Below are 22,105 nucleotides of genomic sequence, written 5' to 3' on the forward strand. Positions count from 1 at the left end.
TCTTATTTTACTACCAATAGAAAATTAGTAATTATGAATTTTATTAAGCGTGTTTTATCAACCATTACAGGCCTTTTTGTATTTCTAATCATCTGTTTTTTCGGATTAATTTTCTTAGGAGCACTTTTGGGGTCAAATTCTGAAGAACTTGTTCATGTTAAGGATAATTCAATTTTAGAACTAAAATTAGATTTCCCTATAAAAGATTATGCAAGTAAAGCTGTTTTTAAAGATTTTCCAGTTTTAGATCACGATGAAAAAAATGGACTTTTCAATATTATTGATGCTATCAATAACGCAGCTATCGACGATAAAATTAAAGGTATTTCAATAGATAATAACTTTATTGATGCAGGTATTTCACAAACAAAGGCATTAAGAGACGCTTTAATTAAGTTTAAAGAATCAGGTAAGTTTATTGTGGCTTACGCCGATATTTATACCCAAAAAGATTACTATTTAAGTTCGATTGCAGATACTATTTATATGAATCCTGTTGGGATGCTTGAATTTAAAGGATTGTCTTCTGAACGTTTATATTTTAAAGACTTTCAAGAGAAGACAGGGGTTAAGATGGAAGTGATTAGATTGGGTAAGTACAAGAGTGCTGTTGAACCCTTTTTAGCAAATGAAATGAGTGATAACAACAGAGAGCAAATTACGGTGTATTTAAATTCGCTTTGGAATGAGATCAAGCATGATGTTTCTTTAAGTCGAAATATTTCTGAAGAACGTTTGAATACTATTGCCGATAGTTTGCTGGCTCGAAATTCAAATTTAGCAGAAACCTCAGGACTTATAGATAAAGTGGTTTATCATGACGAGTATATAAATGAAATAAAAAAAACTATTGGTGTAGATTTAGCTGATGATTTAAAAACCGTAGAAATAGCTGATTATGCCGAATTAGTAGCTTCTAAACTAAAAGCAAATTCAAGTAAAAATAAGATTGCTGTTATTTATGCCGAAGGAGATATTATTTATGGAGAAGGCGATGAGAACAATGTTGGACAAGGTAGCATGAGTAAATCTTTTAAAAAGGCAAGAGACGATGATAAGATAAAAGCTATTGTATTACGCATTAATTCTCCCGGTGGAAGTGCGCTTGCAAGTGAATTAATTTGGAGAGAAATAGAATTAACTAAAAAAGTAAAACCTGTTATCGTTTCTATGGGTAATTACGCAGCTTCAGGCGGTTATTATATAGCATCTAATGCTAATAAAATAATTGCAGAACCAACAACTATTACAGGAAGTATTGGTGTATTTGGTATGTTACCAAACGGAAAGGAGTTAGCTGATAATATAGGTATTAATGCAGAACAAGTCGTTACCAATAAAAATGCGGTTTCATATAGTTTTTTCGAACCTTTAAATGATGAACAACGCGCGTTTATTAAAGAAGGCATTATTGATGTTTACGGTTTATTTACAAAACGTGTTGCAGATGGAAGAAATCTAACTAGAGAGCAGGTTGAGAATATAGCACAAGGGCGTGTTTGGACAGGTGCTGATGCTTTAAAAAATGGTTTGGTTGATGAATTAGGCGGATTAGATTTAGCTTTAAAATATGCAGCTGAAGCAGCCGAAATACAGGATTATAAAATTAAAGAATTTCCTGTTTTTGAAAAAGATATAGATAAAATATTACAAGATTTTGGCTTAGTAAAGGCTAAAGAAACACTTCTAAAAGAAGAATTAGGCGAAGAAAATTATAAAATGCTTAAACAAGTAAAAAGAATATCAGAGAAAAAGGGCGTACAATTATTGTTTCCTTTTGGTACGGATATAAAATAATTAATTCCTGTGAAAATAGGGATCTTAATAACTAAAAAGAGACTTTTTTATAAAAGTCTCTTTTTTTATGCTTTCACTCATTCAAAAAGGTACTTCACTCATTGGTGGTTTTAAAATAGAGTAGTTAGGTTTAGTTTTATGCTAAACTTAAAAATCGACTATTATGATACGCTACATTCTATTTTTTATTAGTTTAATATGCTTTAGCACATTATCAGCTCAAAATATTCCAGAAGTAAAATTAAAAGACAATAAAACCCTTAAATTATCAGAGCTTCATGTAAAAGTTAATATTACAGGAAATGTAGCATTAACAACTTACAATATGAAATTTTTTAATAGTACAAATAGAATTCTTGAAGGAGAATTAGCATTTCCTTTAGGTCAAGGACAATCTGTTACAGATTTTGCTATGGATGTAAATGGCAAATTGAGACATGCTGTAATAGTAGAGAAAGAACTTGGTAGAGTAGCTTATGAAAATACAATTAGACAAACAATTGATCCTGGTTTATTAGAAATGACAAAAGGGAACAACTATAAAGCTAGAGTGTATCCAATTCCTCCTAAAGGTTATAAAGAATTAGAAATAACATACGAGCAAGTGCTTATAGTAAATAATAAAAAGCATAATTATTTATTACCGCTACAATTTACAAAATCATTGTCTAAATTTTCTCTTGAAATAGTAGTTCATGATAAGAAAAATGCTCACTTAATTGAAAATAAACACTATAAATCACTTAAATTTTTAAGCAAGAAAGGGAGTAGAATAGCATTCTTTAAAGACGAGAATTTTATTCCAAAAGAATCAATTACTATTACTATGCCTTTGGAAAATGGACAAAGTGTTACTACTTACAATAGTTACTTTAATTTTTATAAATCGTTTGAGCCTAAAAAGAAATTAAAAACCAAGCCAAAAACTGTAACGATGTTTTGGGATGCATCTTATTCAATGCAATTCAGAAACATTAAAAAAGAAATGGCGCTTTTGGAAAAATACTTCAATCATTTAAAAGATGTAAAAATCAATCTTGTTGTTTTTAATATGAAAGTGAAACAGGAAAAAGCATTTGAAATTATAAAAGGTGATTGGTCAAAACTTAAAAAAGAGTTAGAAAGTGTGATTTATGATGGAGGTACTTCTTTTAAAAACTTAAACCAATATAAATCTGAGGAATATATGTTCTTCACTGATGGTATGTTTAATCTAGGAGATTTTGATATTGACAATAACACTTCTATTTATACCATAAATGCAGTAACATCAGCAAATCATGATAGATTAACTCAAATAGCTACACAGTCTGGTGCTAATTATATCAATTTAACCAACCAGTCTATTGATTCAGCTTTTAAAACTATAACACATGAGGTTTATCAATTTCTAGGGTTTGCCAAAAACACTAATGCTTACGAAGTATACCCTTTAAAAAACACGAATGTGAATGAAGACTTTTCATTGTCTGGTAAATTCAAAAATAATACTGTCTTAGAATTGCTTTTTGGGTTTAACAATAAGGTAAGTGATACGATAAAAATTGATGTAAAAAAAGGAGTTAATAACCCTTTGGTAAAGCGTCTTTGGGCTAAAGAAAAATTAAATAATCTAAATACAAATTCTGAAGAGAATAAAAACAAAATTATAAGGCTAGCAAAGAAAAATCACCTTATTACTTCTTATACATCTATGATAATTCTTGATAGAATAGAGGATTATGTTAGGTATAAAATTGAGCCACCTTCAGAATTGAAAAGTGAATATAAAGAGTTAGTAAAAGCCGAGGAAATTAGAGAACAGTCAAGATTAGCAGATATTAAATCTAGAAAAGATGATTTATATGATGATTATATAGATTTGTTTGATTGGTATAATACAGATTTCTCTAAACTAGTAAAAGAAAAAACGGTTTTAAATAAACCAGTAAATAATGTTGAACGAGAAAACAATTCTCAGGTAACAACTAATAACAACTCTGGAGAAACTCAAACAACTGAAAACATAAGCGCAACTTCTGAAATTAATTCAAGAAGAACTTTAGATACTTCGAAGCGAATTGTTTCAGGAAATGTTAGTGATACTAATGGATCTCCGATTCCAGGGGTAAATATTTATGTTAAAACAGGAAATAAAGGAGCGGTAACAGATTTTGATGGTAATTACTCTATAAATGCTGAAGAAGAAGAAGTTTTAGCTTTCTCTTATATTGGTTTTATTAGTAAAGAGGTGGTTTTAAATTCCAATAAGAATATCAATATTAAATTAACTGAAGATCAATCGCAATTAGATGAAGTGGTGGTTGTTGGTTATGGAACACAAAAGAGAATGGATGTAACAGGTTCGGTTGCAACCGTAAAATTAGAAAGTGTAGAAAATGCTTTAAATAATTCTATGATTAGTTCTTTACAAGGCCGTGTTTCTGGAGTCAAAACTCAAAATAGTTCAGGGCAACCAGGTGCAAGACCATCTATAACAATACGAGGTTTAAACTCGTTAAGTAATAGTTCAGAGCCACTATATATAGTAGATGGAGAACTTTATTCTGATAAAGAATATAAAAGTATAGCTACAGAAGCTATAAATTCCATAAGAGTATTAAAAAATGGAGAAGGAAGTTCTATTTATGGAAGTAGAGCATCAAACGGCATTATTCTTATTACAACCAAAGATGGCTTAAATATAAATAAGGAAAAAATTGAAGAATTAAATAATAAAATTAATAAAGAGATTGAGTTTAAACCATGGTCTCCAAATGCAGATTATTTAGTTGATTTAGCTAAATCTGAAAACACAGATGAGGCTTACTTAAAATATTTAAACTTAAGAAAAACACATAAGAATACGCCAACATTTTTTATGGATGTAGCTGAGTATTTTGATTCTATAAATGAAAAAGGTTTATCACTTCAAATAGTAACCAATCTTATAGAAATTGAATTGGATAATCATGAATTAATAAGAGCACTTGCTTATAAGTTAGAATACTTTAAAGAATATGATTTAGCAGTTTATGTTTTTGAGGAAGTTTTAAAATTAAGACCAGAAGAACCACATTCTCATAGAGATTTAGCGTTGGTATATGAAGAAATAGGTGAGTATCAAAAGTCTTTTGATTTATTATATAAGATTATTGATGGTAATCTATTAGAAAAAGATGAAGAAGAACGCTTTTATGGTATTGAACATATTGCTTATGTTGAAGCGTGTCATTTAGCTTCTAAATATGAAAGTGAATTAAATTTGAGTGAAATTCAAAAAAGATTATTAAAAGAGTTTAAAGTAGATATAAGAGTCGTAATTGATTGGAATCATGATAATACAGATTTAGATCTTTGGGTTGAGAATCCAAATTCAGAAAAAGTATTATTTAGCAATAAAAGTTCAAAAGATGGAGGTCGAATATCAGAAGATTTGATGGAAGGTTATGGACCTGAAGAATTTATGATAAAGAAAGCTTCAAAAGGTGATTACGAAATTTTAGTTGACTTTTATGGTCACGAAGTTCAAAAAATATCAGGACCTACAACTTTAAAAGTTACTATTTTCACTAATTATGGACAAAAAAATGAAACTAAAGAAGTTAGAATACTTCGTCTCGATAAGGAAGAAGATGAAATAGAAGTTGGTACAGTTAGGATATAAATAAAAAAAACGAGTAACTTAAAAGTTACTCGTTTTTTTGTTGTTAAGTTAAACCTGAATAACCCCCAAATTAAACTTTTTCTCAATAGGAGCGTGGTTAGCAGCTTCAATACCCATAGAAATCCATGTTCTGGTGTCTAATGGATCGATAATAGCATCCGTCCAAATACGAGCAGCCGCATAATAAGGAGATACTTGGTTGTCGTATCTATCCTTTATTTTATTATATAATTCTGCTTCTTTTTCAGGTGTAATCTCTTCGCCTTTTTTTAGTAAAGAAGCTTTTTCAATTTGTAAAAGTACTTTGGCAGCAGAGTTTCCACTCATAACAGCAAGTTCTGCACTTGGCCATGCAACAATCAATCTAGGGTCGTATGCTTTTCCGCACATCGCGTAATTACCAGCACCGTAACTGTTCCCTATAATAATAGTGAATTTTGGTACAACCGAATTACTTACTGCATTCACCATTTTAGCACCATCTTTTATAATACCTCCGTGTTCACTTTTGCTACCTACCATAAAGCCAGTAACATCTTGTAAAAATACTAAAGGAATTTTCTTTTGGTTACAATTAGCAATAAAACGCGTGGCTTTATCGGCACTATCATTATAAATAACACCACCAAATTGCATTTCGCCTTTCTTTGTTTTTACTAATTTACGTTGGTTAGCAACAATACCAACTGCCCAACCATCAATTCGGGCGTAGCAAGTAATGATTGTTTGTCCGTAACCCGCTTTATATTCATCAAACTCCGAGTTATCAACTAAGCGTTTAATAACTTCATACATATCATATTGGTCTGCTCTAGACTTCGGTATAATTCCGTATATATCTTCAGGGTTCTCTTTAGGTTTTTTAGTTTCCGATCTATTAAACCCTGCCTTATCGTAATCACCAATTTTATCAATAATATTTTTGATGGTATCTAAAGCGTCTTTATCATCTTTAGCTTTATAATCGGTAACACCAGAAATCTCACAATGCGTTGTAGCACCTCCTAGAGTTTCATTATCTATAGTTTCCCCTATAGCAGCTTTAACCAAATAGCTTCCAGCTAAAAATATACTTCCTGTTTTATCAACTATTAAAGCTTCATCGCTCATAATAGGCAGGTAAGCGCCTCCAGCAACACAGCTTCCCATAACTGCAGCTATTTGTGTAATTCCCATACTGCTCATTATGGCGTTGTTTCTAAAAATACGTCCGAAATGTTCTTTATCAGGAAAAATCTCATCTTGTAATGGTAAATACACACCAGCAGAATCTACCAAGTAAATGATTGGCAATTTGTTTTCAATAGCAATTTCTTGTGCTCTTAAATTCTTTTTTCCTGTAATAGGAAACCATGCACCAGCTTTAACAGTAGCATCATTGGCAACAACAATGCATTGCTTTCCTTTAACATATCCAATTTTAACAACAACACCTCCAGAAGGACAACCTCCATGTTCTGTATACATGTCTTCTCCTGCAAAAGCAGCAATTTCAATAGACTTAGATTTAGAGTCTAAAAGATAATCAATACGCTCTCTAGCAGTCATTTTGCCTTTACTGTGTAGCTTTTCAATACGTTTTTTTCCGCCTCCTAAACTTACTTTAGTTAGACGTTTATTTAGTTCGGAAATATAAAGTTTGTTATGATCTTCGTTTTTATTGAAGTTGATGTCCATGTATATAATAATAGTTTGTTGCTAATGTACAAAAGTTGACATTCCTGTGAAACAAGAATTTTATTATTTGAATTCATACTATGTTAATGAAATCATAAACAATATTACATGGTAATATATTCCTTGGAATATAAATATTTTTTGTTTACATTTGTACTATAAAAATAGAAACACATGAAAAATATAATCGCTTTTGCAGGATCAAATAGTAAAAATTCAATTAATAAAGAATTAGCTATTTATGCTGCTAGTTTAGTTGAAAACGCAAATACAAACGTTTTAGATTTAAATGATTTTGAATTACCGCTTTACGGAATTGATTATGAAATAGCACATGGAATTCCAGATAATGCTCAGAAGTTTTTAGATATTATAAAGAAGTCTGACGGGATTGTTTTATCATTAGCAGAGCATAACGGAGCTTATGCAACAGTTTTTAAAAATTTGTTCGATTGGATGTCTAGAATAGATGGTAAGCTTTGGAGCGATAAACCAATGCTTTTAATGGCAACATCTCCAGGAGCTAGAGGAGGTGCTACAGTTTTAGAAATAGCAAAAGGGCGTTTTCCTTATATGGGAGGAAATATTGTTTCAGATTTTTCTTTTCCATCTTTTGGTGATAATTTTTCTGATGGAAAGATTAGCAATGAAGAGTTAAATTCAGCATTAAAAAGTCAAGTAGAGCTTTTACAGAAAGCACTATAATTTAAAACTTAGAATTTAAACTGAAAACTGGATAAATGGGAGATCTTTCAAAAGATATAAATTCAAAATTTGTAAATAATAAGATAAAAGCTTTATTAAATATTATTTATACAGCTAATTGGATAAGTAGTAAACAAAATGCATTTTTTAAACCTTTTGGAATTTCTCCACAACAGTTTAATATTTTAAGAATTCTTAAAGGTGCTGGTGAAGCTATTAATGTTCAAACTATTAAGGAGTGTATGATTGAGCGTGCTCCTAATGCTACTCGACTCATGGATAAGCTCTGTGATAAAGAGTTAATTAATAGATTACCTTGTCCGGGAGATAGAAGAGTAGTACATATAGAAATTACTAAAAAAGGTTTAGAACTTTTGGAAGCTATTTCTATAAACTTTCAAGACGACCTTTTAGAAAACTTAAATGAAGCAGAAGCTATTCAGTTAAGTAATTTATTAGATAAAATAAGATAAAAAAATTTACATATTTATTTTCCATGGAAAATAAATACTAAAAAGAAATAAAATGAAAACAAATACAATAAAATCAGTAGGGCGTAGCGATTTTGTAAATATGGGCCCTATAAGATTAAGACAACCACTACCAACTCAGAATATTGATATGGTAGATCCATTTATATTATTACATCATTACGGACCTTATCATATTTCAAAAGATCAAAATCCTTTTGATTTGGGGCCGCATCCACATCGTGGTTTTGAACCCATTACTTTTATATTTCAAGGAGAGCAATTACATAGAGATTCGTTAGGAAATGAAAGTATTGTGAAGGCAGGTGATGTACAGTGGACAACAGCCGGACGAGGTGTTATTCATGCCGAAGGACCTTCAAAAGACTTTGTGAAACAAGGAGGGTATATAGAAGGAATTCAATTATGGCTGAATTTACCTGCTGAAAAGAAAATGATTCCTGCTAATTATCAGCATGTTAAAAGTGAAGATTTTAGAGTGGTTGCTTCTGAAGATGAAAAAGTTAATATTAAAATTGTAGCAGGTGAGTTACAAGCTGTTTATGGACGTATTCAAACTCAAACAGCAGTAAATGCTTTTGTTATAGATGCTAAAGAAGGAGGTCTTTATAATCTTGAAATACCAAAAACACATCAGTCTATGTTATATTTAGTTAATGGAAGTGTTTTAGTAAATAACTCTGAAATGTTAGAGCTAGATAAAAATCAAATAATAACATGTAATCAAGACGGAGAAGGTATTGTAATTGAAGCAAAAGCAGATAGTAAATTGTTGTTTTTATCTGGAGAACCTTTTAACGAAGCCGTAGCAACTTACGGACCGTATGTAATGAATACGCAAACAGAAATTTTGGAAGCTATGCGCGATTATCAGGCAGGTAAAATGGGCTTTCTTCCAGTAAGTTAATTATCCTTTAAGGTTTTAAAAGCCTTGTAGGTATAAAAAATATTTTTAATGAAAACAATAATTCACAAAGCAGATACACGAGGTTATGCAAACCATGGTTGGTTAAAATCGTACCATAGTTTTAGTTTTGCAGGATATCAAAATCCAGAACGTATGAATTTTGGAATGCTAAGAGTGTTGAATGATGATTTAGTACAACCAAAAATGGGATTCGGAACACATCCGCATCAAAACATGGAAATTATTTCTATTCCATTAAAAGGTGCTTTATCTCATCAAGACAGCATGCAGAATAAACGTGCTATTGAAGTTGGAGAAGTGCAAGTAATGAGTGCGGGTACAGGTTTAACACATTCAGAATTCAATGATAGTAAAACTAATGAAACAAACTTTTTACAATTATGGATTATCCCAGAAGAAATGGGTGTAATACCAAATTATGAGCAACGAAAGTTTGAGAGTGTAAATCAAAAAAACAAGCTTCAAACTGTTGTTGCACCTAAAGATAAATTAGAAGGAGATGCATTGCCAATAAGTCAACAAGCCTATATTTATCGTTCAGATTTAGATGCAGGTCGTTCCATCTCATTGGAATCTAAAGATGTAAATAATGGGTTTTATGCGTTTGTTATAGATGGAGAAGTTACTGTAGCTGATAATAAGTTACAAGAAAGAGATGCTATTGGTGTTTCAGAAACGGATAGCATATTAATAGAAGCAACTAAAAATGCTGAGTTAATTATCATAGAAGTTCCTATGAATTAATAGAAAAGAATACACATAAATTATATTGATTGCAAAAAGCACCTATTTTAGGTGCTTTTTTGTATAAAAATACGATATTTGCGTTTCGACTAACCATCAAAACAAAAGATTATGGCAATGAATAAAAATACGGTTTTAGCTTGGGCTACAACTATTATGATTTTAGTAGGATTAGGATTAATAGCATTAGGTGCCTTTAGGTACGATGATGTTGCGGGCTGGGGGTTTGCAGCTGTTGGTTTTGGTTTTTTTGCAATCGCATGGGTTTTTAACGCTTTAAAAGGTAGAGTATAATGAGTGACGATAAAAAAGTGATTTTTTCAATGTCTGGTTTAACCAAGACTTTTCAAGGTGCAAATACTCCTGTTTTAAAAAATATTTATCTAAGTTTCTTCTACGGAGCTAAAATTGGAATTTTAGGTCTTAACGGATCTGGTAAATCTACTTTATTAAAAATTATAGCAGGCGTTGATAAGAATTTTCAAGGTGATGTTACCTTTTTACAAGACTATTCAGTTGGGTATTTAGAACAAGAGCCTCAACTTGATGATGATAAAACGGTAATGGAAGTTGTAAAAGAAGGAGCTGCAGAAACAGTTGCTATTCTTGATGAATACAATAAGATTAACGACATGTTTGGTTTAGAGGAAGTATACTCTGATGCCGATAAGATGGAAAAACTAATGAACCGTCAAGCCGAACTTCAAGATCAAATTGATGCTGCTGGCGCCTGGGAATTAGATACTAAATTAGAAATAGCCATGGATGCGCTTCGTACGCCCGATGGTGATAAAAAGATAGGCGTACTTTCTGGTGGTGAAAAACGTAGAGTAGCGTTATGTCGTTTGCTTTTACAAGAACCAGATGTATTACTATTAGATGAGCCTACCAACCACTTAGATGCAGAATCGGTACATTGGTTAGAGCATCATTTAGCACAATATAAAGGAACTGTAATTGCTGTAACGCACGATAGATACTTTTTAGATAATGTAGCTGGTTGGATTTTAGAATTAGATAGAGGTGAAGGTATTCCTTGGAAAGGGAACTATTCGTCTTGGTTAGATCAAAAATCTAAACGTATGGCTCAAGAAAGTAAAACAGCTTCTAAGCGTCAAAAAACTTTAGAGCGTGAGTTAGACTGGGTACGTCAAGGAGCAAAAGGACGTCAAACTAAACAAAAAGCGCGTTTAAAGAATTACGATAAGTTAATGAGTCAAGATCAAAAACAACTTGATGAAAAGCTTGAAATATACATTCCTAACGGCCCACGTTTAGGAACCAATGTTATTGATGCTGTTGGTGTCGCAAAAGGCTATGACGATAAGTTGTTGTATGATGACTTAAACTTCAACTTACCTCAAGCAGGAATCGTTGGTGTTATAGGTCCTAATGGTGCTGGTAAAACAACTATCTTCAGAATGATAATGGGAGAAGAAACTCCAGATAAAGGTGAGTTTAAAGTTGGTGACACTGCTAAATTAGCATATGTAGATCAAAAACATTCTAATATAGATCCAGAGAAAACCATTTGGCAAAACTTTAGTGATGAGCAAGAACTAATTTTAATGGGCGGAAAAGAAGTGAATTCTAGAGCTTATTTAAGTCGTTTTAACTTTTCAGGAGGCGAGCAAAACAAAAAAGTGAAATTACTTTCTGGTGGTGAGCGTAACCGTTTACACTTAGCAATGACACTTAAAGAAGAAGGTAATGTACTGCTTTTAGATGAGCCTACTAATGATCTTGATGTGAATACATTACGTGCTTTAGAAGAAGGTCTAGAAAACTTTGCTGGTTGTGCAGTGGTAATATCGCATGATAGATGGTTTTTAGATAGAATATGTACACATATTTTAGCTTTTGAAGGCGATTCTCAAGTATATTTCTTTGAAGGTTCTTTTTCTGATTATGAAGAAAATAAGAAGAAACGTTTGGGTGGCGATTTAATGCCAAAACGAATTAAATACAAGAAATTAGTTCGATAATATATTTCAAATTTGGACACAAAAAAGCCTGCATTTACAGGCTTTTTTGTGTTTTATAAATAAGTATTAATTCTATTCATAAATATGTCCTGAGCCTACTTTGTAATTATTTATTTCAAGATTCATTATAAACTCTTTATTAACTTCAAATTTTTTGAAACTTTTTTTTAATTGTTCTTCTAAAAAAATGCGACGATATAATATTTCTATAAAATAAGTTCCGAAAAAGGTTAATACTAGATACGCCATAATTGGTACGATATTAATTGTTATATAAATGTCCTAATCCTACTTTGTAACCTGAAAGATCTATGTCATCAATAGCTTTTATGTTTTCATTAAAAGCATTAATGTTTTTGGCATATTCTTCTTCTGGAGTTACATCGTATATAAGATTATCGTTATTTTTTGTTAAGAAAATAATCAATAATAGAGCAATATCAAATATTGTAATTAAAATCACTGAATCCATAAGTTGAAGTTTTTTAAAAGAGACATTATCAATATACTAAGCTAATCTACTAGATTAGTAAGTGAAATAAAAACTTAAAGGTATGTTTTCGATAAAGTGTAAAATGTAAGTAATTATTTTCAGCGTTTGTCTTCACTTAAACAAAATTCAAACGAGCCAACTTGTGTAGTCTATTATTCATAAATAGGTTTTAATTACCACCACCATACATATGCCCATCAGTAAAATCTTTGTATTCTTCTTTTTCTTTAGCTAGTTTTTCACTTATTTCATCAAGACGTTTGTTTTCTTTTTTTAATAGGTAAGATTTTCTAACTCCTAAAATCAATATAATAGCAAAAAATGCAGTTACTATAGCTAAAATTACAACAACAGTAGCTTGGTCTATAAGAAATATGGATAAAGGGTAAGAGGCAGAGAGCATATAAAGCATAAATAGGGTTAATAACGAATCAAATATACTATATTTTTATTATTACACAACTAGTAAGAAAATTTTTATGCTTTAGTGTAATTATTTAGAGTATCGCGTAATAAAATAATGTATTTAAATGAAATTGTAACATTTTAAAAGATATTGATACTAATAGAATGTAGAAAAATAATTTAAGAAGTAAATATTTATTTACTTTTAGAAATGATATTTTTTAACGAAATTGCTTACCATAAAATAAGTTCAACTTTAAATAACGAGTATCAACATGTCAGACGATTTTGATTTATTAGAAACCTCTTCAAACGAAAAAACCGAAAAAGTAGATGTTAATTGGGGCAAAGCCATAGACACTATGAAATCTAAATTGTCTCAAGAAGACGATCCAGAAGTCCGTCAAAAAATATTAAATGCCACTTTAGATGATGTGGTTCATATGGCAGAAAAGGACAGAACTTCGCTTTTAGATGCTATTAAAGATTTAACCGATTATCAAGATGAAGTTGGAATCATGTTCGAGAAATTTTCGTCACTTAATGCTACAGAGCAAAAAGTAATTGACGATGCTCAAAAAGCTTTAGAACGTGCCAGAATAGAGTTAGAAGATGCTGAAGCTAAACCTGACACTTGGTGGAATAACCTTTGGGGACGAAAAAGTAAAATTAAAAAAGAGCAAGAAGAATATAAAGCTGTCGAAAAAGTAAGAGCTGGTGCCGATAATAAAGCAAAGGCCATGTTTCAAGAGCGTATAGAAAGTGCCGATGTGCAAACGCTTTTAAGCGAATTATCATATAAATCTCAAGCTGCGGTTACACGTTTAAAAAATCGTGAAGTAGAGATTAAAGAAGTAGAAGAAAAACTAAAAGATGCTATTGTTGAAGCTTCTAAAAATCATACCAAAGCTTTAGAAAAGAAGAAAGAAGTAGAAGCTAAGCTAGAAGAGCAGTATGCGTTATTAAAACAAGCACGTCAAGAATTAGAAGATATTGCCGATAAACAATCTACCGAATATTCAGAGGCCATTGGTAAAATGACTGCTTTAGAACAAAAAGTAGAAGAGCTCGAAGGTCTTAAAAATGCTTATACAACCTTGGCTGCAAGTAAAGACAGTTTTGTGCACAAGCACAATTTAACTATTAAAGTGTTAACCTCTTTACGCAGCAATTTACAAACGCATCGTGCTAAACTTAAATCAGACACAGAAGAGCGTCTTAAATATTATGATGGTTATGTAGTGGCTTTAAAAGCAAGAACCGATCAAGAATTTGCAGCTATTTTAGAGCATTTAGGTGTAAAAACCGATGAGCATATTGGAGAAACCCTAGCATCTATGCATACGGCAAGTGCCAAAGCACGTCAAGATATGATGGATAATATTCCAGTACACGAAAAAGTGATGCAAGGTGTTTACAGTAGTTATGCCGAGGCTTTACAAGAAATTCGTGCTAAAGATGGCGAGATTCAAAAGAATTTTGCAGAGCGTTACGGTATCGATATGAAAGAGATTTTTGAAGATTACTATAAAGCAGATGCTAATAAACCATCTGGAGATGATGGCGAACCTGAAGGAAAACCAAAACCAGAAGCTAACGACGACGATTTGTTGTCTTAAAAAATAAGGGCGTTACCCCGATGAAAAATCGGGGTCAGGCTTTCGGCAGTCGCTCTCTGCGAGGAGCTCCAACAAATGCCTCAATCCTTAACGCAGGCCTTTTTGCTAACAACAATTTTAATTTAAATATTAGTGTATTCGTGGCTAAACTGCTTACAGAATACTGCAACTGAATACTAAATTCATGTCCATAAATAGCATTGTAACACCTTTAGATTCTGCCATACTCGATTCCAAAGAGCATTACGTTTTTTATCATAAAATGATAGATTTTGCTTTTAAAGAATTGATTGTTGCTGTACAAAGAGAACAACTTTGTAACGAACAAGAAGTGTTACTATTCAAGCAATATTGCGATTTACTTTTGTATTCTATTGAAGCCATGCGTATTAAATATATGTATGACGAAGAGGATAATATGAAGGTAGATTTAACCGAATCTGGTTTTCCTAATTATTTAGAATTTAGATACTTATTCAACGATTTAGAATTACGAAATGAGTATTTAGATAAATTAACGCCCATTTCAACTTTAAAAGAAGAGTTTCTAGAAACTTTAATGCATAAAAAACAACCTATTAAAAAAAGTAAGTTGTTTCAAGCATCTTCAATAGTATATTATTCTTCGGTAAAAAAGGAATATATATTTAACCGATTTGTTCAGGGGAAAATTATAAATGCACCAAAAGGTTCTGATGCCGATTTAATGGTTAGTTGGAGCTTTTACGATGTGTCTCATAACCGACCTTTTATGTGTTTCATGTATTTTAATTATGATGGCAAACGCATAAATGATGATAAAGATGAGATTTATGAGGTATTAAAAACCACGTCCGATAGAGATATGAGTTTAGACACCATGGCGTATACCATTGATAAAAGATTGCCAAAAGTATCGCCAAAGTTTATAAAACGAATAGATTTAGGTCCCATACATAATGTATTTGCAAAAGATGAAAACGAGGTAACACATGCTATTTTACAAAGTATTGCAAAAAAAGAAATACCGTTAGAATCGTATGCCATTTCCTTAAGAATACACGAAGTAAAATCGGGTAGTGAATTTAAAGAAGGGAGTTTTTTTAATAAACAAACGCTTCAAAAATGGAACGATGTATTTAAACAAAAATATGTGTTTGCTCCGCATCGTATTATTCAATTATTATACAATAAAACGCCAGAAATATTAGATAGCTTAGCAAAAGCACCTATTGAAATAGCTGGATTGAAAATAGATTTGAAAAAGTAAACAGTCGCAGTATTCAGTTACTGTAAACTGCGACTGAGACTGAAAACTAAAAGAAAAATGGAACACAACTCAACATTCCCAATAAAATTAAGTGAATTAGATATGCTTCGTGATGAAGCGGCATCGTATTTAAAAAGTATTCAGTGGGAACAAGGTTCTCGTGCTAAGAATAAAGATAAGGATGCTAAAGACGAATCTATTTTATTGTATTTATCACGTGCAAATAATGGTAGCTCTAGGGAGGTAACCTCGGTTTCAAAAACCATATTAGCTTTAAAAAAGCGGTTATTGCCAGATTCGGTAGCCATTCCTATTTACTTAAATCAGACGCTTTATGCTGTGCAAGAAGGTCTTACGTTAGGTGTCTGGATTAAAGATAGCTATTATGATGCGTCCGGATTATCGGCTTTAAACGAAAACAAATCGGCATTAGATAATAATGGAAAACGGGAGTTTGAAAGCAAGATGCACACAGCAACAGCATTTATGTTATTTGCTGCTTCGTATAAAATATTAAACGACTTAAAACCACATGCATCTGATGATTTATCTGTAATGAAGCAAAAATTTGCTGGCATTCCAGAGGTTTCATTAATGTCGCCTATAAAAGGATTTTCATGTAGCTTGTTTTACTATGACAAATATTTAGGGCATCCAGAAATAGTAAAGTCCGATAAAGATGTGATTGATTTTACCGTCGTGTATTTTGAAGCTTTAATTGATGAAATTCAGTTACGTAAAAGCTCGTTAGAATATACCACAAGTATAGAAGATAGAACCTATAAACTTGAAAATTCTGAGTTTGCTGTTTCAGGTTGGAATAATGTATTTCAAGGGACTGCACAAAGCATCGAATTCAATAAAATTAAGTTCGAACAAATTGTAGGTAATCGTGATGCGAAGCATTTTGCACGTCGTTTAACCGAACGCATGTTGAGTTACGATTTTACAGCCAAAAAGAATCCGTTTCAAGAACTAGGTGGTTTTATGCCTGTATTTATGGGCTACGGTATTCCTGGGACAGGAAAAAGTATGCTTATTGCTGCAATTGCTACGCGTTTAAAAGAACATTGCGATACCTTAGATATTCCGTTTTTATTTCACCCCATGCCAGATACTTTAATTAGTACCTTTCAAGGTGGTTCTGCCGAAAAAATGGTAGAATGGATGAAACCATTACAAGATCCCACAAAATTAATTTTCGCACCTATTGATGATGCCGAAAATAATTTACAAGAACGTACATCTCAAGGTGTATCAGCAGGTGTAAAAGAAGTTATTGGTGTCTTTTTAAGATATACCGAAGGTGCTTATGCCGTAAATTATGGTAATAGTTCCATTGGATTATTTACCAATTTACCAGAAATGTTAGATAAAGCTGTGATTTCACGTGTGCAAGGACGTTTTAAAATTGATGGCGCACGAACAGAGCATGATTTTTTAGATCAAGATCATTTATGGTGGCGTAAACTAGATGAAACTATGCCCGATTTTGTAAACATGCAAGGACCAGAAAATTATGCCTATTTACAAGATCAAGGTTTGGCAAAAAACATGGGGGAAATCTTAAATGTTAGCGATAAACCAACCGAAGCTCGTGTTCATGAGATTTATGATAAAGTAGAAAAACAGTTTAAATCAAATCAGCATTTGTTTTATGCTAATCTATATAAAGAAATGCAAAAGGCGTTTCCATTCTTTTCATCACGTGATGTTAGAAATATTCAAAGTACGGTATCATTACGTTTAACCGATTTTGATTTGGAAGAAGATTGGTTTGAAAATCCAGAAATCTACTTTAAACAAGAATATGATAAAAAGTTTAATATGCTTCAAGAATTGATGCGTGCCAATATGAAAGGTTTAGATTTTTCTGAAATTCGTCGTCAAGAAGTGGTACGCTATTTAGATAATGTAGCAACTATTGCTGATACCGATTTTAAACGAAAAGTAGATGCTCGCGTTAATCAATTAAACATAGAAACGGAAGCTAGAAAAGCATTTGAAAATGAGCGATAATCATATTAAAAATATAGAAAAGAAGCTGCTTTCAGATAATTATTATATTCTTAATAGAGTAAAATTTGATTATTTAATGAGTAGTGGTGTTTGGGTAAACCAAATGCGTGAGGTTTATGATAGAGGAGATGGTGCTGGTATTTTACTTTATAATAAAGAAAAGCAAACGGTTATTTTAACGAAACAGTTTAGAATGCCAACTTATCAAAATGATAATAAGGGTGGTTTTTTAGTCGAAATTGCTGCAGGCATGTTAGATAAAGATAATCCTGAAGCATGTGTTATAAGAGAAACCGAAGAAGAAGTAGGGTACAGATTAAAAGAGGTGAAGAAAGTATACGAAGCTTATTCATCGCCAGGGGTTATGACAGAGAAAATGCATTTTTTTGTTGGCGAGTATACTGATGCTATGAAAGTTAATGATGGTGGCGGTTTAGAAAGTGAACATGAAGATATTGAAGTATTAGAACTCCCTTTTGAAAAAGCGATAGATATGCTTAATAATGGAGATATTCAAGATACAAGAACCATTGTGTTGTTGCAGTATGCGATAATTCATAAGTTATTGGATTAAACCGTTGTTATTCCTGTGAAGGCAGGAATCTATTTTGAAATAAAAGAGAATTTTAAAAATGATTAAATTTATTATTTGTGATTTTAAATAAATAATAAGTAACAATAAATAATGAGATTTCTGCCTTCGCAGTAATGACAAAAATGAACAAATTAAAAGAATCCAATTTATATAGAAGTGAACTTATTTCCGTAAGCGGAAAGTTAGTTGAGCGTTATAATAAATGCTTAGTAAAACTTGGTTTTACTGAAACGAAGCTAAAAACTTTTCATATTGACGGTATAGGTTGGAGCCCTGAAATAGCTGAAGAAAAAGAAGAAGTTCTTTATCTAAATAACGGAGAAGCAAATCCACACGGAATTATTATTTCTCCTTTACAAAAAGGGAAACCTGTGTTTTTGCCTTTTCATACGTTTGATAGAGACATCATGAAATATGTATTTAAAGTTCATGAAGATAAGATAAAGAACATTACTCGCGATTGCGCTATTTGTTTAGATTTCGATCAAGGAATTGATGCTTTTTACGAGCCTTTAGATGTTTTAAAATATAATAAGGTTACGATTCATTTTCATTTAATCAATGATTTAGTCAATATTCAAAAAAAACAATTAGAACTTATTAAGGTTTTTAATAGAGATAATAATTTTATTGATGAAACCATACATGAGCAATTATTAAATTCCGCGAAAGCGTATGGAGATTTACGTCATAGAGATTTAGATTTACACGAACTACAATATACTACAGATTCTTTTTATACGAGAGCTTTTGGAGGTGTGTATGTATTACGTGATTTTATAACGCCTATCGTTGTTTTTGAAGATAAAACATGGTATAAAGAAGCTATAAAAGACACCAATTATGAGGTGTTAATTTATCATATTGAGCAACCAGAACTCATGGAAAAATTGCGCGATCATGTAATAATTGAATACGATTTAGAAAAAGTTGTTATAACCAAACGATATGAGCGCATTAAGAAATTCGAAATGTCTCAATATTTAAAAGATACGCAACACCCTATAAAAGACATTTTAAACGATCCTATTTTATATAAAAGTTATCTAAATAAATTAGATATACAATCGCGTAAAAAGGTAATGAGTGTAGAACGTTATCTTGAAAAGATAGAAACAAGCAACGAATTTAAAATAGCCGATATTGTCGATTTAAAACTTTTTGAAGCCTTACATCAACCACATTCATCGTTAGATGCGAAGCATCAAGATTTAATTTGGAAACTGTTAGTTAATGTATCGGCTAAAGATGTGTTGTTTTGGTATTGGTATGATAAAGAAGCGTTTTATTCTAGTTTTAAAACTTGGGACGATTCGCTAAAAGATTGGGCTATTGAAACAATTAGTAACAATATTTAAATTGCATAGACTAACTTTATATAGGATATTAAACTTAACATCATGGGACTAGAATTAGTGATTTTTATTGCAGCCATATTATTTGGAATCTTTTTGTACTGGAGAGAATCTAATGGAAATGGAGCGTATCGATTTTTAAATAAAATTGTTAATAGTAAAGAACTACAAATGACAGCTGATAATCCAAAAGGTTTTGTTTTTAAACAAGCCTTTTTACCTCGGTTAATCTTTGTTGTTAGTTTAGTTTTAATCGCTGCTTTAATTATCGAATTTTTAACACCAATTTCTGTATTTGCAAGTTATTATGGTGTTTCGGCATTTGCTTCGTTTGCAGCAGGAACGCTAATTGGTACTTATATTGCTAATTTTGTAATTAAATCTTCTAAAGTTATTGAAGAAAAAAGTGATTCTTTGGAGGATATAGTTAGTGACACTATTGAAAAAGGAAAAGACTTTATTGAAGATTTAAAAACCAAAGAAGCAGAAGTAATTGAAGAGCAAGAGCCAAAAGAAGCTCCAAAAAAGGAAGAGAAGAGTGCTAGAGAACGTTTAAAAGATAAAGGACTCATGTAAAGTCTACAGTGGCAGTAAACAGTATTCAGTTTAAAACATTAGTGAATTCGTGGTAAAAAAAGTATAAAATGATTAAAAATTATTGGAATAAAGGAAAAAAACAAAAAACGATCACCATCATTGTTTTGTTGATTTTGTTAATCGTATTATTTGTTATGCGCGACGATTATCAGCCAGCTTTGTTATTTGTTAGAAAGTTCATTTTTATCATTTTATTAAGTGGTATTTTTTTGTTTTTTGGTTTACGAAAATTCAGAAAATCGGCTACTACCGGAGGTAGATTAGGTATTCTTGCCTTGTTAGTTATTTTCTTCGGAATTTTATATGCTGTAGGTTGGCATTTTAAAATGTATGATTATATGAAAACATATAACGTTTTTAATAATTTGAATAGAATTGAAATTAATGAATTACCATTAACACAAAATGAGCGAATTCAACCATTACGAAATATATTTTCTATGGCGAATGAAAGTGTAGGTGAAACCAAAGATGTATCGTTGCCTCACTTGGTAAGAATTGAAGATGAAAATAAATGGACCATGGCCATTCAACCTACCGAAAAGTACATGTGGCAAGGTATGACTGATAATACCGAAGAGGTTTTTGCTGTATCTAGTACCACACCGTTTCCAAGGTTTTCTAGTGAAAACAGAATTCCTGTTACGTTTTCTATAGGAGAATCTTTAAAATTTAGCAGAAATACATATAATGCAGTTGTGCAACGTTTTAATCCTTGGATGTTATTTAATTACGAACCAAGCGATACTTTTTATATGAAGAATGATACTGGGCAGTGGGTTGAAGTAGTGAGTTTAGTTAAGTGGAAAGGTTTTTTGTTTCCGTATCCAACTTTTGGAGGTGTTATGGTAATTGAAAATGGCGAACACGATTTTAACGATTATATAGAGCGTATTTTAATAGGTATGGGAACATTTATTAGTCCTGAAGAGATGAAAAATCATCCGTATTTAACACGTCAAAATACCTTATCTGAAAAAGTATCTCAATTACAAGCAGAATCTTTAAAATTTTTAGGAGGTTTTAGCGATCCGTTACCTTGGAATATGGAAACGGCAGTGAAAATACCAGAAATGCCTAAAGACCAAAATCAGCAACCTTATGTAACTGATTTTGATTTTTCAGACACCAATTCTGGAGCTTATAGCGGATTGTATCATTGGTTTGGTTTAGAGCCTGTAGGTAGTGAGCGTACTAGTTTAAGTTATAGTGTGTTTGTACCGTCAGATGGAACAAATAAATTGTATTATTACAACCATGCCGCTAAAAAACAAGGTTATGCAGGAGTTTCGGCTATGCCATTAAAAGTGCAAGAATCTAGAAAAGAATACGATTGGTCGGCAAATACACCTGTAGAGTTTAGACCATATATTAAAGATATTGCTGGTAAAAAGCGTATGTTTTTTATGGGAACCGTATCTTCTATAAGTAAAGAAGATTCGCAACAGTTTGATGGCTCTGCAACGCCTGATTTAGTTTTGGTTGATAGTGAGTATCGCGATGTCGTTTGGATTGATGTAAAACACCCAAGTCAATGGGATAAAACGGTTTACGATCAACTAAATGAAGCATGGCGTTCTAGCGAAAAAATTGGTTATTATTTTGTAGAAGAAACAAAAGAAATTGATTTACCAGAAACCATAAAAGATTCTGTTAGTGTAATACCTGTAATAGATGAAAAAGCTGAAGCTATTAAAAGATTACAAAAACAGATTGATTCTTTGAAGGCGGTAGGAAATTAAATGATTGTCATTTCGACGAAAGAAGAAATCTCATCAATAGGCGTCAAATATTTGTAAT

Annotated in this window: 19 protein-coding genes; 15 read left to right on the forward strand and 4 right to left on the reverse strand. The window is 31.6% G+C overall.

Annotation, left to right across the window (positions count from 1 at the left end; all coding sequences use genetic code 11):
• The first annotated feature begins 33 nt into the window (after window positions 1-33).
• A complete protein-coding gene (gene sppA / locus ACH5TW_RS05260) occupies window positions 34-1,797 on the forward strand; it encodes a signal peptide peptidase SppA (RefSeq protein WP_439335443.1) in 1,764 nt (587 codons plus the stop codon).
• Window positions 1,798-1,960: 163 nt separating this feature from the next.
• Entirely contained in the window at window positions 1,961-5,443 is a 3,483-nt protein-coding gene (locus ACH5TW_RS05265) for a DUF2135 domain-containing protein (protein ID WP_439335444.1), read from the forward strand.
• A gap of 48 nt (window positions 5,444-5,491) precedes the next feature.
• On the opposite strand, the gene ACH5TW_RS05270 is transcribed toward ACH5TW_RS05265, so the two are convergent.
• Complete coding sequence (locus ACH5TW_RS05270) at window positions 5,492-7,120, reverse strand: acyl-CoA carboxylase subunit beta (protein ID WP_439335445.1); 1,629 nt, start codon at window positions 7,118-7,120, stop codon at window positions 5,492-5,494.
• 174 nt (window positions 7,121-7,294) lie between these two features.
• Between ACH5TW_RS05270 and ACH5TW_RS05275 the strand changes: the two genes are divergently transcribed.
• The 6 genes from ACH5TW_RS05275 to ettA all read left to right on the forward strand — a co-directional run bounded on the left by ACH5TW_RS05275 (window position 7,295) and on the right by ettA (window position 11,973).
• Complete coding sequence (locus ACH5TW_RS05275; protein ID WP_439335446.1) at window positions 7,295-7,825, forward strand: NADPH-dependent FMN reductase; 531 nt, start codon at window positions 7,295-7,297, stop codon at window positions 7,823-7,825.
• A 35-nt stretch (window positions 7,826-7,860) separates the two neighbouring features.
• On the forward strand, window positions 7,861-8,298 hold the full coding sequence (locus tag ACH5TW_RS05280; protein ID WP_439335447.1) for a MarR family winged helix-turn-helix transcriptional regulator: 438 nt from the start codon (window positions 7,861-7,863) through the stop codon (window positions 8,296-8,298).
• Between the two features lie 52 nt (window positions 8,299-8,350).
• Entirely contained in the window at window positions 8,351-9,223 is an 873-nt protein-coding gene (locus ACH5TW_RS05285) for a pirin family protein (protein WP_439335448.1), read from the forward strand.
• A gap of 48 nt (window positions 9,224-9,271) precedes the next feature.
• Complete coding sequence (locus tag ACH5TW_RS05290) at window positions 9,272-9,988, forward strand: pirin family protein (RefSeq protein ID WP_439335449.1); 717 nt, start codon at window positions 9,272-9,274, stop codon at window positions 9,986-9,988.
• Between the two features lie 111 nt (window positions 9,989-10,099).
• Complete coding sequence (locus tag ACH5TW_RS05295; RefSeq protein ID WP_439335450.1) at window positions 10,100-10,282, forward strand: CAL67264 family membrane protein; 183 nt, start codon at window positions 10,100-10,102, stop codon at window positions 10,280-10,282.
• Window positions 10,282-11,973, forward strand: coding sequence for an energy-dependent translational throttle protein EttA (gene ettA / locus ACH5TW_RS05300; RefSeq protein WP_439335451.1), 1,692 nt, complete (start codon window positions 10,282-10,284; stop codon window positions 11,971-11,973). The genes ACH5TW_RS05295 and ettA overlap by 1 nt, the downstream gene beginning before the upstream one ends.
• Before the next feature lie 72 nt (window positions 11,974-12,045).
• Here the strand turns inward: ettA and ACH5TW_RS05305 are convergent, their stop codons facing one another.
• The 3 genes from ACH5TW_RS05305 to ACH5TW_RS05315 all read right to left on the reverse strand — a co-directional run bounded on the left by ACH5TW_RS05305 (window position 12,046) and on the right by ACH5TW_RS05315 (window position 12,878).
• Complete coding sequence (locus tag ACH5TW_RS05305) at window positions 12,046-12,222, reverse strand: hypothetical protein (protein ID WP_439335452.1); 177 nt, start codon at window positions 12,220-12,222, stop codon at window positions 12,046-12,048.
• Between the two features lie 13 nt (window positions 12,223-12,235).
• On the reverse strand, window positions 12,236-12,445 hold the full coding sequence (locus ACH5TW_RS05310; RefSeq protein WP_439335453.1) for a hypothetical protein: 210 nt from the start codon (window positions 12,443-12,445) through the stop codon (window positions 12,236-12,238).
• A gap of 190 nt (window positions 12,446-12,635) precedes the next feature.
• Window positions 12,636-12,878, reverse strand: a complete 243-nt coding sequence (locus tag ACH5TW_RS05315; RefSeq protein ID WP_439335454.1) for a hypothetical protein — start codon at window positions 12,876-12,878, stop codon at window positions 12,636-12,638.
• 268 nt (window positions 12,879-13,146) lie between these two features.
• On the opposite strand from ACH5TW_RS05315, the gene ACH5TW_RS05320 reads away from it, so the two are divergent.
• The 7 genes from ACH5TW_RS05320 to ACH5TW_RS05350 all read left to right on the forward strand — a co-directional run bounded on the left by ACH5TW_RS05320 (window position 13,147) and on the right by ACH5TW_RS05350 (window position 22,047).
• Window positions 13,147-14,490, forward strand: coding sequence for a microtubule-binding protein (locus ACH5TW_RS05320; protein WP_439335455.1), 1,344 nt, complete (start codon window positions 13,147-13,149; stop codon window positions 14,488-14,490).
• Between the two features lie 184 nt (window positions 14,491-14,674).
• Window positions 14,675-15,739, forward strand: a complete 1,065-nt coding sequence (locus ACH5TW_RS05325; protein ID WP_439335456.1) for a hypothetical protein — start codon at window positions 14,675-14,677, stop codon at window positions 15,737-15,739.
• 57 nt (window positions 15,740-15,796) lie between these two features.
• A complete protein-coding gene (locus ACH5TW_RS05330) occupies window positions 15,797-17,758 on the forward strand; it encodes an AAA family ATPase (protein WP_439335457.1) in 1,962 nt (653 codons plus the stop codon).
• Window positions 17,748-18,332: an NUDIX domain-containing protein gene (locus ACH5TW_RS05335; protein ID WP_439335458.1), complete on the forward strand. Its 585-nt coding sequence runs from the start codon at window positions 17,748-17,750 to the stop codon at window positions 18,330-18,332. The genes ACH5TW_RS05330 and ACH5TW_RS05335 overlap by 11 nt, the downstream gene beginning before the upstream one ends.
• Window positions 18,333-18,475: 143 nt before the next feature.
• Window positions 18,476-19,711, forward strand: coding sequence for a DUF6638 family protein (locus ACH5TW_RS05340; protein WP_439335459.1), 1,236 nt, complete (start codon window positions 18,476-18,478; stop codon window positions 19,709-19,711).
• 42 nt (window positions 19,712-19,753) lie between these two features.
• Window positions 19,754-20,284, forward strand: coding sequence for a hypothetical protein (locus ACH5TW_RS05345; RefSeq protein ID WP_439335460.1), 531 nt, complete (start codon window positions 19,754-19,756; stop codon window positions 20,282-20,284).
• Between the two features lie 68 nt (window positions 20,285-20,352).
• Entirely contained in the window at window positions 20,353-22,047 is a 1,695-nt protein-coding gene (locus tag ACH5TW_RS05350; RefSeq protein WP_439335461.1) for a hypothetical protein, read from the forward strand.
• The last annotated feature ends 58 nt before the right edge of the window (window positions 22,048-22,105 follow it).

The organism is Thalassobellus sediminis, assembly GCF_044386045.1.
In the GTDB taxonomy this organism is placed as follows: domain Bacteria; phylum Bacteroidota; class Bacteroidia; order Flavobacteriales; family Flavobacteriaceae; genus Thalassobellus; species Thalassobellus sediminis.